Origin of the sequence: Streptomyces caeni (assembly GCF_042678285.1) — a bacterium.
Taxonomy (GTDB): domain Bacteria; phylum Actinomycetota; class Actinomycetes; order Streptomycetales; family Streptomycetaceae; genus Streptomyces; species Streptomyces caeni.
Genome location: NZ_JBHUDX010000017.1, coordinates 20876 through 34891, shown reverse-complemented (window position 1 = coordinate 34891; position 14016 = coordinate 20876). Strand labels below are relative to the sequence as shown.

At 69.7% G+C, this 14016-nt stretch carries 11 protein-coding genes; 8 read left to right on the top strand and 3 right to left on the bottom strand.

What is annotated here, in order from left to right:
• Positions 1–30 precede the first annotated feature (30 nt).
• Complete coding sequence (locus ACFSL4_RS06885; protein ID WP_381079676.1) at positions 31–1599, top strand: MFS transporter; 1569 nt, start codon at positions 31–33, stop codon at positions 1597–1599.
• A gap of 1073 nt (positions 1600–2672) precedes the next feature.
• Here the strand turns inward: ACFSL4_RS06885 and ACFSL4_RS06880 are convergent.
• Both ACFSL4_RS06880 and aceE read right to left on the bottom strand, forming a co-directional pair.
• Positions 2673–3446 carry a potassium channel family protein gene (locus ACFSL4_RS06880; RefSeq protein WP_381079608.1) on the bottom strand — a complete coding sequence of 258 codons (774 nt, stop codon included), beginning with the start codon at positions 3444–3446 and terminating at the stop codon, positions 2673–2675.
• A 77-nt stretch (positions 3447–3523) separates the two neighbouring features.
• Entirely contained in the window at positions 3524–6271 is a 2748-nt protein-coding gene (gene aceE / locus ACFSL4_RS06875; protein ID WP_381079606.1) for a pyruvate dehydrogenase (acetyl-transferring), homodimeric type, read from the bottom strand.
• Between the two features lie 425 nt (positions 6272–6696).
• On the opposite strand from aceE, the gene ACFSL4_RS06870 reads away from it, so the two are divergent.
• The 6 genes from ACFSL4_RS06870 (at position 6697) to ACFSL4_RS06845 (ending at position 11702) form a co-directional block, all read left to right on the top strand.
• A complete protein-coding gene (locus tag ACFSL4_RS06870) occupies positions 6697–7134 on the top strand; it encodes a DUF3052 domain-containing protein (protein WP_381079604.1) in 438 nt (145 codons plus the stop codon).
• A gap of 176 nt (positions 7135–7310) precedes the next feature.
• A complete protein-coding gene (locus tag ACFSL4_RS06865) occupies positions 7311–7769 on the top strand; it encodes a peroxiredoxin (RefSeq protein WP_381079602.1) in 459 nt (152 codons plus the stop codon).
• Between the two features lie 120 nt (positions 7770–7889).
• Positions 7890–8465 carry a TerD family protein gene (locus ACFSL4_RS06860; RefSeq protein WP_381079600.1) on the top strand — a complete coding sequence of 192 codons (576 nt, stop codon included), beginning with the start codon at positions 7890–7892 and terminating at the stop codon, positions 8463–8465.
• Between the two features lie 495 nt (positions 8466–8960).
• The gene (locus tag ACFSL4_RS06855) at positions 8961–9536 is read left to right on the top strand and encodes a TerD family protein (protein ID WP_381079598.1); all 576 of its coding nucleotides are present in this window, start codon (positions 8961–8963) and stop codon (positions 9534–9536) included.
• Positions 9537–9722: 186 nt separating this feature from the next.
• Complete coding sequence (locus ACFSL4_RS06850) at positions 9723–10871, top strand: DUF475 domain-containing protein (protein WP_381079596.1); 1149 nt, start codon at positions 9723–9725, stop codon at positions 10869–10871.
• A 99-nt stretch (positions 10872–10970) separates the two neighbouring features.
• A complete protein-coding gene (locus ACFSL4_RS06845; protein WP_381079595.1) occupies positions 10971–11702 on the top strand; it encodes a TerD family protein in 732 nt (243 codons plus the stop codon).
• Between the two features lie 48 nt (positions 11703–11750).
• Here the strand turns inward: ACFSL4_RS06845 and ACFSL4_RS06840 are convergent, their stop codons facing one another.
• Positions 11751–12617, bottom strand: a complete 867-nt coding sequence (locus tag ACFSL4_RS06840) for a TerD family protein (RefSeq protein ID WP_381079593.1) — start codon at positions 12615–12617, stop codon at positions 11751–11753.
• A gap of 196 nt (positions 12618–12813) precedes the next feature.
• Between ACFSL4_RS06840 and ACFSL4_RS06835 the strand changes: the two genes are divergently transcribed.
• Positions 12814–13980, top strand: coding sequence for an HpcH/HpaI aldolase/citrate lyase family protein (locus ACFSL4_RS06835; RefSeq protein WP_381079591.1), 1167 nt, complete (start codon positions 12814–12816; stop codon positions 13978–13980).
• Positions 13981–14016 lie beyond the last annotated feature (36 nt).

The window sequence follows — 14016 nt, the reverse complement described above, 5'->3', positions numbered from 1 at the left end:
GAACCGGGGGACAAGGCGTCCAGTACGTCGATGGCCCCGCCGGATGGCGCGCCGGGGCGAGGGCTGCGCGGGCATCCGTGGCTCACTCTCGTAGCCGTCGCCATCGGCGTGATGATGGTCGCCCTCGACGGCACCATCGTGGCCATCGCCAACCCCGCCATCGCCAAGGACCTGGGCGCGAGCTTCGCCGACGTCCAGTGGATCACCAACGCCTACTTCCTCGCCCTCGCGGTCACCCTGATCACCGCGGGCAAGCTCGGCGACCGCTTCGGACACCGGCAGACCTTCCTGATCGGCGTGGTGGGCTTCGCCACCTCCTCCGGCGCCATCGGCCTCTCCGGCAGCATCGCCCTCGTCATCACCTTCCGTGTCTTCCAGGGCCTGTTCGGCGCGCTGCTGATGCCGGCCGCGCTCGGCCTGCTGCGGGCCACCTTCCCCGCCGAGAAGCTGAACATGGCCATCGGCATCTGGGGCATGGTCATCGGTGCCTCCACCGCGGGCGGCCCCATCCTCGGAGGTCTGCTCGTCCAGCACGTCAGCTGGCAGTCCGTCTTCTTCATCAACGTGCCGGTCGGCGCCCTCGCCCTCCTCCTCGGTCTGCTGATCCTCACCGACCACCGCGCCGAGAACGCGCCGCGCTCCTTCGACCTGCTCGGCATCGCACTGCTGTCGGGCGGCATGTTCTGCCTTGTCTGGGCGCTCATCAAGGCCCCGTCCTGGGGCTGGGGCGACGGCAAGACGTGGCTGTTCATCGGCGCGTCCGTGGCGGGCTTCGTCCTCTTCTCCTTCTGGGAGACGAAGGTGAAGGAGCCGCTGATCCCGCTGGCGCTGTTCCGCTCGGTGCCGCTGTCGGCGGGTGCCATCCTGATGGTCCTCATGGCGATCGCCTTCATGGGCGGTCTGTTCTTCGTCACCTTCTACCTCCAGAACGTGCACGGCATGAGCCCGGTCGACGCGGGCCTGCACCTGCTGCCGCTGACCGGCATGCTGATCGTCGGCTCCCCGCTCGCGGGCGCCGTGATCACCAAGGCCGGCCCGCGCATCCCGCTGGCCGGCGGCATGGTGCTCACCGCGGTCGCCATGTTCGGCATGTCCAGGCTGGAGGCCGGCACCGGCAGCGCCGTCATGTCGATCTGGTTCGCCCTGCTCGGCCTCGGCCTCGCCCCGGTGATGGTCGGCGCCACCGAGGTCATCGTGGGCAACGCGCCGATGGAGCTCTCCGGCGTCGCCGGCGGCCTCCAGCAGGCCGCGATGCAGATCGGCGGCAGCCTCGGCACGGCCGTGCTGGGCGCGGTGATGGCCTCCCGCGTCGACAACGACCTTCCGGGCAACTGGGCCGCCGCCCAGCTGCCGCCGCTCACCCCCGCCCAGCTCGACCAGGCGTCGCAGGCGGTCCAGGTGGGGGTCGCCCCGGTGCCGAAGGGCGTTCCGGCGGTGGTGGCCGAGAAGATCACGGCTGTCGCGCACGACACGTTCATCTCCGGCATGAGCCTGGCCTGCCTGGTCGCCGCGGGCGTGGCGGCGGTCGCCGTGCTGGTGGCGCTGCTCACCAAGCGCGGCGAGAACGCGGAGGCGGGCGCGGGGGCCGCGCACATCTGACGCCGGGCGGGGTGCGTTCGCTCATCAGGGTGAAGGCGCTCAAGATCCCTCCCCACCCGCGCGCGCCGCAGGTCACAGTGGTCGCGTCCTTCGCACGGCAGGGTCGTGGGACCCGGAGGACGGCCGACTGCGGCGCGCTGCCGGAGGGGGGCAGCGCGCAGGCAGGTCTGGCCCGAACACCGCGGGGTACCCACCACATCGGACCCGAACTGACCACGAAGTTCCGGGAGTTGATGATGGTGGACTTCGAGCGCGGCACGCGCGGACACCTCCCTTCCAGGGGCCGCCCCGGTCCCGCTGGGAGTTCCCTTCGGCCGGGCGGAGCCGAGCGCGGGCGGGAGGACCCGATCGCACGACACTCGGGATCGTCGGAGTCGTATGCGCGATCGCCGGGTTCCTCGCCCTCGGCATCGTTCTGGGACCGGTCGCGGTCGTGTGAGGCCGGCTGGCCCTGGGCCGCGGCCGGTCAAACACCCGCCCGGTGACGGCCCTGGTGGCCCTCGTCCTGGGAGCGACCGACACGCTCCTGGCCCTCCTCTGGCTGACGGGCACCACGGGCGGTCCGGGCAACGGGTTGCTCTGGTCCGGGGGCGTGCGGATGCCTCGTCTGCGGCCGGGGGCTGTGCGGTGACGGTCTGGTGTACGGGCGGGGGTCGCTGGTCTGGGGGAGCGCGGTGAGGGGCCGGTGCAGGGCTGCGCCTTCTGATCGGGGGCGGAGCGGGTCCGGTTGGTGGCCGGGCCTCTGGTCCGGGGGAGCGCGGATGCCTTGCCCGCGGCCGGGCGTCGCTGGTCCGGGGGAGTGCGGATGCCTTGCCCGCGGCCGGGGGTCGCTGGTCCGGGGGAGTGCGGTGAGGGGCCGGTGCAGGGCCGCGTCTTCTGATCGGGGGCGGAGAGGGTCCGTTCGATGGCCGGGGCTCCTGGTCCGGGGGAGCGCGGAGACGGTCGATGGGAAGGGCCCCTGAGCCGGTGGCGCGGTGATGGTCCGGTCGATGGCCGGGGCTCCTGAGGCCGGGTGCCGGGACCGTCCGGTGCGCGAGCGAGCCTTGCCCAGGGGCCGGTGCGAACGGCCCCGGCTACGGCCGGGGGCCGGTCTCCTCCGGGGCGTGGGGATGCGGCACGGGCGGCGGCCCGGACAGCGCGGCGACCTCCGCCCGCAGGGCCCGTACCTCTTCCGTCAGTGCCTCGATCGCCGCCGTCTGCCGTCGCTCCACCGCGTCGTCCTGCTCGAACCGCGCGATGAACCAGGCGGCGATGTTCGCGGTCACCACACCGAGCAGGGCGATACCGGAGAGCATCAGCCCCACCGCGAGCACCCGGCCGAGCCCGGTGGTCGGCGCGTGGTCCCCGTACCCCACCGTCGTCATCGTCGTGAACGACCACCACACGGCGTCGCCCAGGGTCCTGATGTTCCCGTTCGGCGAGTCCCGCTCCACCGACAGCACGGCCAGCGACCCGAACATCAGCAGCCCGACGACCGTCCCGCCGACATACGTCGTCAGCCGGATCTGCGAGGCCATCCGGGCCCGCCGCCCCACGAGTATGAGCGTGGCCACTATCCGCAGCAGCCTGAGCGGCTGGAGCATCGGCAGGACCACCGCGAACAGGTCCGGCCACTGCGTACGGACGAATTCGAGGCGCCTTTCGCTGAGCCCGAGCCGCACCAGATAGTCGGCGGCGAACGCGGCCCACACCACCCACTCCACCGCCGTGCACGCGGTCGTCAGCGTGGGGCTCGCGTCGGTGTCCACGATCGGCACGCCGTACGCGACGGCGAACGCGATCGCCAGCGCGAGCAGGGGCCGCCCGGTGTAGTGCTCCCAGCGGGCCCGTGCCGATGTCTCTTTCATACGGGCATCGTAGAAAAGCCCGAAGGGCGGCGGGGGTGACGCCCCCGCCGCCCTTCGGGGGCGATCCGCAGGCCGGGTCAGGCGTCGCCGCCGGCCACGCCGGGGTCGGCAGCCGCCACGTCGAGCAGTTGGTAGCGGTCGATCGCCTGCTTCAGCACCGAGCGGTCGATCCCGCCCGCCTTCGCCAGCTCGGTGAGCACGGCGACCACGATCGACTGCGCGTCGATGTGGAAGAAGCGGCGGGCCCCACCGCGGGTGTCCGCGAAGCCGAAGCCGTCCGCACCCAGGGACTGGTAGGGGCCGGGCACCCAGCGTGCGATCTGGTCCGGAACCGATCGCATCCAGTCGGACACGGCCACGAACGGACCCTCTGCCCCGTTCAGTTTCCGGGTCACATACGGAACGCGCTGCTCCTCCTCCGGGTGCAGCAGATTGTCCCGCTCCACCTCGACCGCCTCCCGCCGCAGCTCGTTCCAGGAGGTCGCCGACCAGACGTCCGCGCGCACGTTCCAGTCCTCGGCGAGGATCCGCTGCGCCTCGATCGCCCACGGCACGGCGACGCCGGAGGCCATGATCTGTGCCGGGACGCTGCCCGAGGTGCCCTCGCTGATGCGGTGGATGCCCTTGAGGATGCCCTCGACGTCCACGTTCTCCGGCTCGGCCGGGTGCTGGATGGGCTCGTTGTAGACGGTGAGGTAGTAGAAGACGTCCTCGCCGTGCGGGTGCTCGGGCGAGGAGCCGTACATCCGGCGCAGACCGTCCTGCACGATGTGCGCGATCTCGTAGCTGTAGGCGGGGTCGTAGGCCACGCACGCGGGGTTGGTCGAGGCGAGCAGCTGCGAGTGGCCGTCCGCGTGCTGCAGGCCCTCACCGGTCAGCGTCGTACGCCCGGCGGTCGCACCCAGCACGAAACCACGGGCCAGCTGGTCGCCCATCTGCCAGAACTGGTCGCCAGTGCGCTGGAAACCGAACATCGAGTAGAAGACGTACACCGGGATGAGCGGCTCGCCGTGGGTGGCGTACGCCGAGCCGGCCGCGATCAGCGACGCCGTGCAGCCCGCCTCCGAGATGCCGTCGTGCAGCAGCTGGCCGGTCGGGGACTCCTTGTACGCGAGGAGCAGATCGCGGTCCACGGACTCGTACTGCTGTCCGAGCGGGTTGTAGATCTTGGCGCTCGGGAAGAACGAGTCCATGCCGAAGGTGCGGTACTCGTCGGGCGCGATCAGCACGAACCGCCTGCCGAGCTCCTTGTCCCGCATGAGGTCCTTCAGCAGGCGTACGAACGCCATGGTCGTGGCGATCGACTGCTGGCCGGAGCCCTTCTTGACGGTCGCGTACACCTTGTCCTCGGGCAGCGGGAGCGGCTTGGAGCGCACCACACGGGTCGGGACGTAACCGCCGAGTCCCTTGCGGCGGTCGTGCATGTACTGGATCTCGTCCGAGTCCCGGCCCGGGTGGTAGTACGGCGGCAGGCCCGACTCCAGCTCCCTGTCGGAGATCGGCAGGTGCAGGCGGTCCCGGAAGCGCTTGAGGTCGTCGACCGTGAGCTTCTTCATCTGATGGGTCGCGTTGCGGCCCTCGAAGTTCGGGCCCAGCGTCCAGCCCTTGATCGTCTTGGCCAGGATCACCGTCGGCTGGCCCTTGTGCGCCTTGGCCGCTGAGAATGCCGCGAAGATCTTCCGGTGGTCGTGGCCGCCGCGGCCCAGGTGCAGGATCTGGTCGTCGGTCATGTTCTCGACCATGGCGCGCAGCCGCTGGTCGTCGCCGAAGAAGTGCTCGCGGATGTAGGCGCCGGACTCGGTGGCGTACGTCTGGAACTGGCCGTCCGGCGTGGTGTTCATCCTGTTGACCAGGAGGCCGTCCCGGTCCTGGGCCAGCAGCGGGTCCCAGGTGCGGTCCCAGATCAGCTTGATCACGTTCCAGCCGGCGCCGCGGAAGACCGACTCCAGCTCCTGGATGATCTTGCCGTTGCCGCGGACCGGGCCGTCGAGGCGCTGCAGGTTGCAGTTGACGACGAAGGTCAGGTTGTCCAGCCCCTCGCGGGCGGCGAGGGTCAGCTGCCCGAGCGACTCCGGTTCGTCCATCTCGCCGTCGCCGAGGAACGCCCAGACATGGGACCTGGAGGTGTCCGCGATGCCGCGCGCCTCCATGTAGCGGTTCATACGGGCCTGGTAGATCGCGGCGATCGGGCCGAGGCCCATGGAGACCGTCGGGAACTCCCAGAAGTCCGGCATGGAACGCGGGTGCGGGTAGCTGGAGAGGCCGTAGGGGGCCTTCGACTTCTCCTGGCGGAACCCGTCCAGGTGCTGCTCGGTGAGCCGGTCCAGGAGGTACGCGCGGGCGTAGATGCCCGGCGAGGCATGGCCCTGGAAGAAGACCTGGTCGCCGCCGTCGCCCTCGTCCTTGCCGCGGAAGAAGTGGTTGAAGCCCACGTCGTACAGCGAGGCGGAGGAGGCGAAGGTGGCGATGTGGCCGCCGACCCCGATCCCGGGCCGCTGGGCGCGCGAGACCATGACCGCGGCGTTCCACCGGGTGGCGTTGAGGATCTTGCGTTCGATCTCCTCGTTGCCGGGGAAGAACGGCTCGTCCTTGGTCGCGATGGTGTTGACGTAGTCCGTGCTGCGCATCTCGGGCACGGCCACGCGCCGCTCGCGGGCCCGCTCGATCAGACGGAGCATCAGGTAGCGGGCCCGCTCGCGGCCGCGCTGGTCCACGGCGGAGTCGAGGGAGTCCAGCCACTCCTGGGTCTCTTCGGGGTCGAAGTCAGGAACCTGACTCGGAAGGCCGCCAATGATGATCGGATTACGATCGGATCCGGAAGCCACGCTGTTCCTTACCTGTCAGAGGGCTACTTCTGCCTGTGCCTGCACCGGTCCCCATCGTGTACCTGGGGGGAGCGAAACGTCATCTCTACCGAGTGGTAACCATGGTGGCGGACCGGTTTTGCGGGATGAGCCCGACCAAAACGCAACGATACGCCCGCGCTGTGACACCTCTGGAAGGGCCATTCGACCCTCGCACCGGTGAAGGATTCCGGAGTGCGCAAACCGGGCAGAATGGTGTGATGTAGATCACTCCCGGGCGCGGTACCGTGACAGGAGTTGCGGCGACACGGCCAGGATCGTCACCGTTTCGGCGGTCTGAACCGCCAGGTACTTGCGCGATCCGTCCCGCCCGTGTGGACTACGGCCAATGCTTCGCGTACGCGCGTGGCTGAGATACTCACCAAGACATGATCAGGAGGCAACCCGTGAGCGCGACCGCGGACCACGCGGAGGAGCGGACGAACCCTGCCGCGAGGCTGGGGTTCCAGCCCGAGCAGGTGGTCCAGGAGATCGGCTACGACGACGACGTCGACCAGGAGCTCCGCGAGGCCATCGAGGAAGCCATCGGCGGTGAGCTCGTGGACGAGGACTACGACGACGTCGCCGATGCCGTGGTGCTGTGGTTCCGCGACGAGGACGGCGACCTGACGGATGCGCTGGTGGACGCCACCACGTACATCGAAGAAGGCGGCTCCATCCTGCTCCTCACGCCGAAGACCGGCCGTACCGGCTACGTGGAGCCGAGCGACATCTCCGAAGCCGCGACGACGGCGGGGCTGTCGGCGTCCAAGAGCGTGAGCGTGGGCAAGGACTGGAGCGGGAGCCGGCTGGTGACGCCGAAGGCGGCCAAGCCCAAGAAGTGACCCTCCGCCCCGGTGACGGTCCCCGGAGGTCCGGTGCCCGGACCTCCGTACGGGCCTGAACGGCCTGTTTCCCGGACCCCGGACGGGCTGAAACGCTCAGCCCGTCCGCCGGCCCGCGGTGATCGCTGCGTAGGGTGGTCCCACCCCGAACAGCCCACCGGAAGGGATGCAGGACCATGGCGATCCAGGTCGGCGACAAGGCCCCCGACTTCGAGCTCAAGGACAACCACGGCCGGACCGTGAAGCTCTCGGACTTCCGCGGCGACAAGAACGTGGTGCTGCTCTTCTACCCCTTCGCCTTCACCGGCGTGTGCACCGGCGAGCTGTGCGAGCTGCGCGACAACCTGCCGGCGTTCGTCAACGACGACACCCAGCTGCTCGCCGTCTCCAACGACTCCATCCACACGCTGCGCGTCTTCGCCGAGCAGGAGGGCCTGGAGTACCCCCTGCTGTCCGATTTCTGGCCGCACGGCAACATTTCGCGCGCGTACGGCGTCTTCGCCGAGGACAAGGGTTGCGCGGTGCGCGGGACCTTCATCATCGACAAGGAGGGCGTGGTGCGGTGGACCGTCGTCAACGACCTGCCGCACGCGCGTGACCTGAACGAGTACGTGAAGGCGCTCGACACCCTGTGATTCTTCGGTTCCAAGCCCTGCGGGGCGCGGGAACCGGTCACTAGGATCGATTCGTTGATCCGATACCCGACACCAACGCACCACGGGGCTCCCCGCCCCTGGACACCAATGGGAGGACTCGTGGGAGTCAGCCTCAGCAAGGGCGGCAACGTATCACTGACCAAGGAGGCCCCGGGCCTGACCGCGGTCCTCGTCGGTCTGGGCTGGGACGTCCGCACGACGACCGGCACCGACTTCGACCTGGACGCCAGCGCCCTGCTGCTGAACTCCTCGGGGAAGGTCGGCAGCGACCAGAACTTCGTGTTCTTCAACAACCTCAAGAGCCCGGACGGCTCGGTGGAGCACACCGGTGACAACCTCACCGGTGAGGGCGAGGGCGACGACGAGGTCATCAAGGTCAACCTCGCCGGGGTCCCGGCCGACGTCGACAAGATCGTCTTCCCGGTCTCGATCTACGACGCCGAGAACCGCCAGCAGTCCTTCGGCCAGGTGCGCAACGCGTTCATCCGCGTCGTCAACCAGGCCAACCAGCAGGAGATCGCGCGGTACGACCTGAGCGAGGACGCCTCTACCGAGACCGCCATGGTCTTCGGCGAGCTGTACCGCCACGGGAGCGAGTGGAAGTTCCGTGCCATCGGCCAGGGCTACGCGTCAGGACTGCGCGGCATCGCGCAGGACTTCGGCGTGAACGTCTGAGCCGGAGCGCTCGCGCGGTCGCGTCACCGTCCGTCACCGCTGTCCGGCGCCGCACCGCACGTATGGCGGCGCCGGACGGACGGGGATCCGGCGGGAGTCCCGATCCGCGGACACCGGGGGCGGGCCCCCGGCAGAGGGGAATCGGGCTTCCGGCACGCGGCCGGGCTCCCAGGCGCCGAGGGCTCGGGCTTCCCGGTATCGGGGGTCCGGGCTCTCGTGTTCCGGGCGCGGCATTCCCAGGAAGCGGGGTCCGGGTTCTCGGGCGCCGGGGGTGCGGGCTCGCGGTAGCGGGGCCGGGGCTCCACGGGGTTTCGGGGATTCGGCTCCCGAGGTGGCCGGGATGCGGCCTTCGGGACACCGGGGCCACATCCCGGCCACCAGGGCCGGCCTCCGACCACCGGGGGTCCGGCCCGGGACCACCCGGGGGAACCGCCCCCGGACCACCCGGGGGAACCGCCCCCGGTACGACGCAGTACTTCGGGGAGGACCAGCATCATGGGCGTCACGCTCGCCAAGGGAGGCAACGTCTCCCTCTCCAAGGCCGTACCCAACCTCACACACGTGATGATCGGACTCGGCTGGGACGCGCGCTCCACCACCGGGGCACCCTTCGACCTCGACGCCAGCGCACTGCTGTGCAGCGACGGCCGGGTGCTCGGCGACGAGTGGTTCGTCTTCTACAACCAGCTCAAGAGCCCGGACGGCTCCGTGGAGCACACCGGCGACAACCTCACCGGCGAGGGCGAGGGCGACGACGAGACGATCCTGATCGACCTCGCCAAGGTGCCGCCCCAGTGCGACAAGATCGTCTTCCCGGTCTCCATCCACCTTGCCGACGAGCGCGGCCAGACCTTCGGCCAGGTCAGCAACGCCTACATCCGGGTTCTCAACCAGGCCGACGGCCAGGAACTCGCCCGCTACGACCTCAGCGAGGACGCCTCCACGGAGACGGCCATGATCTTCGGCGAGGTCTACCGCTACGGCGGCGAGTGGAAGTTCCGCGCCGTCGGACAGGGGTACGCGTCGGGCCTGCGCGGCATCGCCCTGGACTTCGGGGTCAACGTCGCGTAGAGGCCTCGTCCCGCCTTCCTCATGATCGGCGAGGGAGCCGGTCCGCGCTCCCCGGCCTGCGGCTGCGGGGTCCGGCCGAAGCAAGTGGACCGGCCGGGCCACTCCCCCTCTAGACTCGTGGTCAACATTAGGCAAAGCCGGGTACGGCAACGGGGGAGACCCGTACAGATACGGATTGGGTAGCCAGTGCTTCTGAAAACCTTCGGTTGGTCGTTCGTGGTCACCGCGGCCGGCCTGGCCGCCGCGGTCCTCTACGGGGGGTGGACCGCCTTCGGCATCGTGGCGATCCTGTCCATCCTCGAGATTTCGCTGTCCTTCGACAACGCGGTGGTCAACGCCGGGATCCTGAAGAAGATGAATGCCTTCTGGCAGAAGATCTTCCTCACGGTCGGCGTGCTCATCGCCGTCTTCGGTATGCGACTCGTCTTCCCCGTGGTGATCGTCGCCGTCACCGCGAAGAAGAGCCCCATAGACGCGGTCAATCTGGCGCTGACGGACAAGGACCAGTACCAGCAGCTCGTCACCGACGCCCACCCGGCGATCGCCGCCTTCGGCGGCATGTTCCTGCTGATGATCTTCCTGGACTTCATCTTCGAGGACCGGGACATCCAGTGGCTGCGCTGGATCGAGCGTCCGCTGGCCAAGCTCGGCAAGGTCGACATGCTGTCGGTCTGCCTCGCGCTGATCGTCCTGCTGATCTCCTCCATGACCTTCGCGGCCCACGCCCACCAGCACGGCGGCGCTCACGTCGACAAGGCGCAGACGGTGCTGATCGCGGGCATCGCCGGCCTGATCACCTACATGATCGTCGGCGGTCTCTCCGGCTACTTCGAGGACCGGCTCGAGGAAGAGGAGGAGCGGGAGCACGAGGAGGAGGAAGAGGCCAAGCGCGCCGGCAAGCAGCGCTCGGCGATCCTCCTGGTCGGCAAGGCCGCGTTCTTCATGTTCCTCTACCTGGAGGTCCTGGACGCGTCCTTCTCCTTCGACGGTGTGATCGGCGCCTTCGCCATCACCAACGACATCGTCCTGATGGCGCTCGGCCTCGGCATCGGCGCGATGTATGTCCGGTCGCTGACGGTCTACCTGGTCCGCCAGGGCACCCTCGACGACTACGTCTACCTGGAGCACGGCGCGCACTACGCGATCGGCGCGCTCGCCGTGATCCTCCTCGTCACCATCCAGTACCAGATCAACGAGGTCGTCACCGGTCTCGTCGGCGTCGTCCTGATCGCCTGGTCGTTCTGGTCCTCCGTGCGCCGCAACCAGGCGCTCGCCGGCAGCGAGGGAAAAGGTGAGAGCTCGGACGAGAAGACTGAGGTCCCGTCCGGGGTGTGACGCGCCCCGGGGCGAGGAACGCTCTGATTCGGGGCGGCCGCGAGGACTCGTCCCCGCGGCCGCCCCGCGGCTGTGGAACCGTGAGTACAGGGGGCGGGCATGAGCTTCTGGGACGGCGTGTGGCGCGGGCGGGCCGCACAGTTCGACTCGGGCAGCGCGGCGACCAACGCGATCGAGCTGACCAAGCGGCGTCAGCGGGTGTCCTTGACCAAACAGGGCGCGGCGACCGGCAACCTGCGCATCAACCTGTCGTGGCGGATGCGCACCTCGGACATCGGTGCCCCCGAGCGCGGCAGCCTGCTGCGCCACCCGCTGCGGCTGTTCACCCCGGAGGTCGTGCAGGCGCACACCCAGAGCATGGTCAACGTCGACCTCGACCTGGGGTGCCTGTACGAGCTGAACGACGGCACCAAGGGCGTGGTGCAGCCCCTGGGCGGCTTCTTCGGGGAGCTCAACGAACCGCCGTACATCAAGCTCAGCGGTGACGACCGGTTCGGCTCCGGATCGGGTGAGACGATCTTCGTCAACCTCGATCACCGGGATGACTTCAAGCGGCTGCTGATCTTCGTCTACATATATGACCAGACGCCGGCGTTCGACCGTACGCACGCCGTCGTGACGATGTTCCCCAGCAACGGTCCGCGCGTCGAGATCGGCCTCGACGAACGCCACCCGCAGGCACGCTCCTGCGCGGTCGTCCTGATCGAGAACGTGAAGGGCGAGATCATCGTCCGGCGCGAGGTGAAGTTCGTCTACGGCTTCCAGGCCGAGCTGGACCGGCTGTACGGGTGGGGCCTGCAGTGGGGCCGGGGGTACAAGACGAAGACGTGATCCGCGTCGAGGCGACCACGGCCCGCGGACCGCGCCTGAGGGCGGCCGCTACCGGCCGATGAACTGCGGCCCCTGTGGCGGCAGCGTGAAATCCGGGTCCGGGACCGGCGCGGTCGTCGGCGGGTGGCCGTACGCCGGTGCGGGCGCCCCCGCCGTCTGAGGCTGCGGATAGCCGTACGCCGGCCGGCTCGCCGGCTGCGGGTACCCGTACGCGGGCTGCGTGGCCGTCGCGGGCGCCGGCTGTGCGGGCACCGCCGGACAGCCGTACGACGGCTGCGGCGGTACCGGCTGCTCCGGCGGCAGCGGCGCCGACACCTCGGGCGCGGCCGAGGGGACCGAACCGGTCGTCCCGGCCGGGACCGGCGGCGCCTCCGAATCGTCCACCGAGATGCCGAAGTCGTTCGCGAGCCCCTTGAGCCCGTTGGAGTAGCCCTCGCCGAGCGCCCGGAACTTCCAGCCCTCGCCGCGCCGGTACAGCTCACCGCAGATCAGCGCGGTCTCCGCGCCCGTCTCCGGTTTGATGTCGAAGTACGCCAGCGGCTCCCCGTCGGGGGCGGTCGCGTCGTACAGCAGGATGCGCAGCGCGCGTACGCGGTCGAACGTGACGTCGTCCGCCGAGGCGACCAGCAGGATCTGCCTCACGTCGGGTTCGATGCCCACGAGATCGGTCTGGATCGTGTCGGTCAGCCCGTCCGACTCCCGCTTCTTGCCGAGCAGCCGGACCTTCCCGGACGGATGCCTGGGCTGGTTGTAGAAGACGAAGTCCTCGTCGGAACGCACCCGCCCGCCGGGCCCGAGGAGCAGCGCCGAGGCGTCGACCTCCGGGACACCCTGCCCCGGCGCCCAGCGCAGCACCGCCCGTACGGCCGTGGCCTCCAGCGGTACGTTCGACCCCTTCAGCATCGCGTGCGTCATGGCGTCATCCTGCCTTCTCGGTCCTGGTCACGACAACGCGGGGTGGATTCCCCGGAGTGGCGCCGACGTGCCCTCGACACAGCCGGGTTACCTGAACTTCATGGCCGGTGGGAACCCACGACACGGGGTTCTACGTACTATTACCGGCCGCATCTTTTCGGGTCGTCCAGGTCGTCCTGTACCACGGGGGAGTCTTATGCGTCATTTCGGGCACATCGCTCCTGAGGAGCGGCAGCGCCTCTTCCACCGGGAGCCGGCCGTCTTCACCGCCGACTCCCCCGCGCGCATGCTCGCGGCGGCCCTCGGCGCCACCCTCTACAGTCCCGCGACCCGTCCGCGCCTGGCCGACGACGTGGTCAAGCAGGCGGGCCGCGGGGTGGTCTCCATGGTGCTGTGCCTGGAGGACTCGATCGACGACGCGGACGTGGCCGACGCCGAGGAGAACCTGGTCCGGCAGTTCACCGACCTGGCGTCCCGCCCGGACGCCGAGCTGCCCCTCCTCTTCGTCCGGGTCCGGACGCCGGCGCAGATCCCGGACCTGGTCGCCCGGCTCGGCCCGGCGGTGCGGCTGCTGTCCGGTTTCGTCCTGCCGAAGTTCACCGAGGAGCGGGGCGTCCCCTTCCTGGAGTCGCTGACGGCGGCCGAGGCGGCGAGCGGACGCCGGCTGTTCGCCATGCCCGTCCTCGAATCACCCGACCTGCTCTACCTGGAGTCGCGCCGGGAGACCCTGGACGGCATCGCCCGCACCGTCGACAAGTACCGCGACCGCGTCCTCGCGCTGCGCCTCGGCGTCACCGACTTCTGCTCCTCGTACGGACTGCGCAGAGCGCCCGACATGACCGCGTACGACATCCAGATCGTCGCCTCCGTCATCGCCGACGTGGTCAACGTCCTGGGGCGCGCCGACGGCACCGGGTTCACGGTGACCGGGCCGGTGTGGGAGTACTTCCGGGTGCAGGAGCGGATGTTCAAGCCGCAGTTGCGGCGCAGCCCCTTCCTGGAGGGGGAGGTCGAGGAACTGCGCGAGGCGCTCATCGAGCACGACATGGACGGGCTGCTGCGCGAGATCTCCCTCGACCGCGCCAACGGCCTGCTCGGCAAGACCTGCATCCACCCCTCGCACGTGATGCCGGTGCACGCGCTGTCGGTGGTCAGCCACGAGGAGTTCAGCGACGCGCAGGACATCCTGCGGCCCGAGCGCCTCGGCGGCGGTGTGCTGCGCTCCGCGTACACCAACAAGATGAACGAGGTGAAGCCGCACCGCGCCTGGGCCGAGCGCACGCTCCAGCGCGCCGAGGTCTTCGGCGTCGCCGGCGAGGACGTCGGCTTCGTGGAACTGCTGGCTGCCGGGCTCCCCGGCTGAGCGCCCAGTGGCCGTGCCGTCGTGGCGACGTGGTGA

What these genes read in the sequence shown, in the direction of transcription:
- ACFSL4_RS06885 (WP_381079676.1), top strand. Translation starts at nt 31, where the DNA reads ATGGCCCCGCCGGATGGCGCGCCGGGGCGAGGGCTGCGCGGGCATCCG.
- ACFSL4_RS06880 (WP_381079608.1), bottom strand. Translation starts at nt 3,446, where the DNA reads ATGAAAGAGACATCGGCACGGGCCCGCTGGGAGCACTACACCGGGCGG.
- ACFSL4_RS06865 (WP_381079602.1), top strand. Translation starts at nt 7,311, where the DNA reads ATGGCGATCCAGGTCGGCGACAAGGCCCCCGACTTCGAGCTCAAGGAC.
- ACFSL4_RS06855 (WP_381079598.1), top strand. Translation starts at nt 8,961, where the DNA reads ATGGGCGTCACGCTCGCCAAGGGAGGCAACGTCTCCCTCTCCAAGGCC.
- ACFSL4_RS06845 (WP_381079595.1), top strand. Translation starts at nt 10,971, where the DNA reads ATGAGCTTCTGGGACGGCGTGTGGCGCGGGCGGGCCGCACAGTTCGAC.
- ACFSL4_RS06840 (WP_381079593.1), bottom strand. Translation starts at nt 12,617, where the DNA reads ATGACGCACGCGATGCTGAAGGGGTCGAACGTACCGCTGGAGGCCACG.
- ACFSL4_RS06835 (WP_381079591.1), top strand. Translation starts at nt 12,814, where the DNA reads ATGCGTCATTTCGGGCACATCGCTCCTGAGGAGCGGCAGCGCCTCTTC.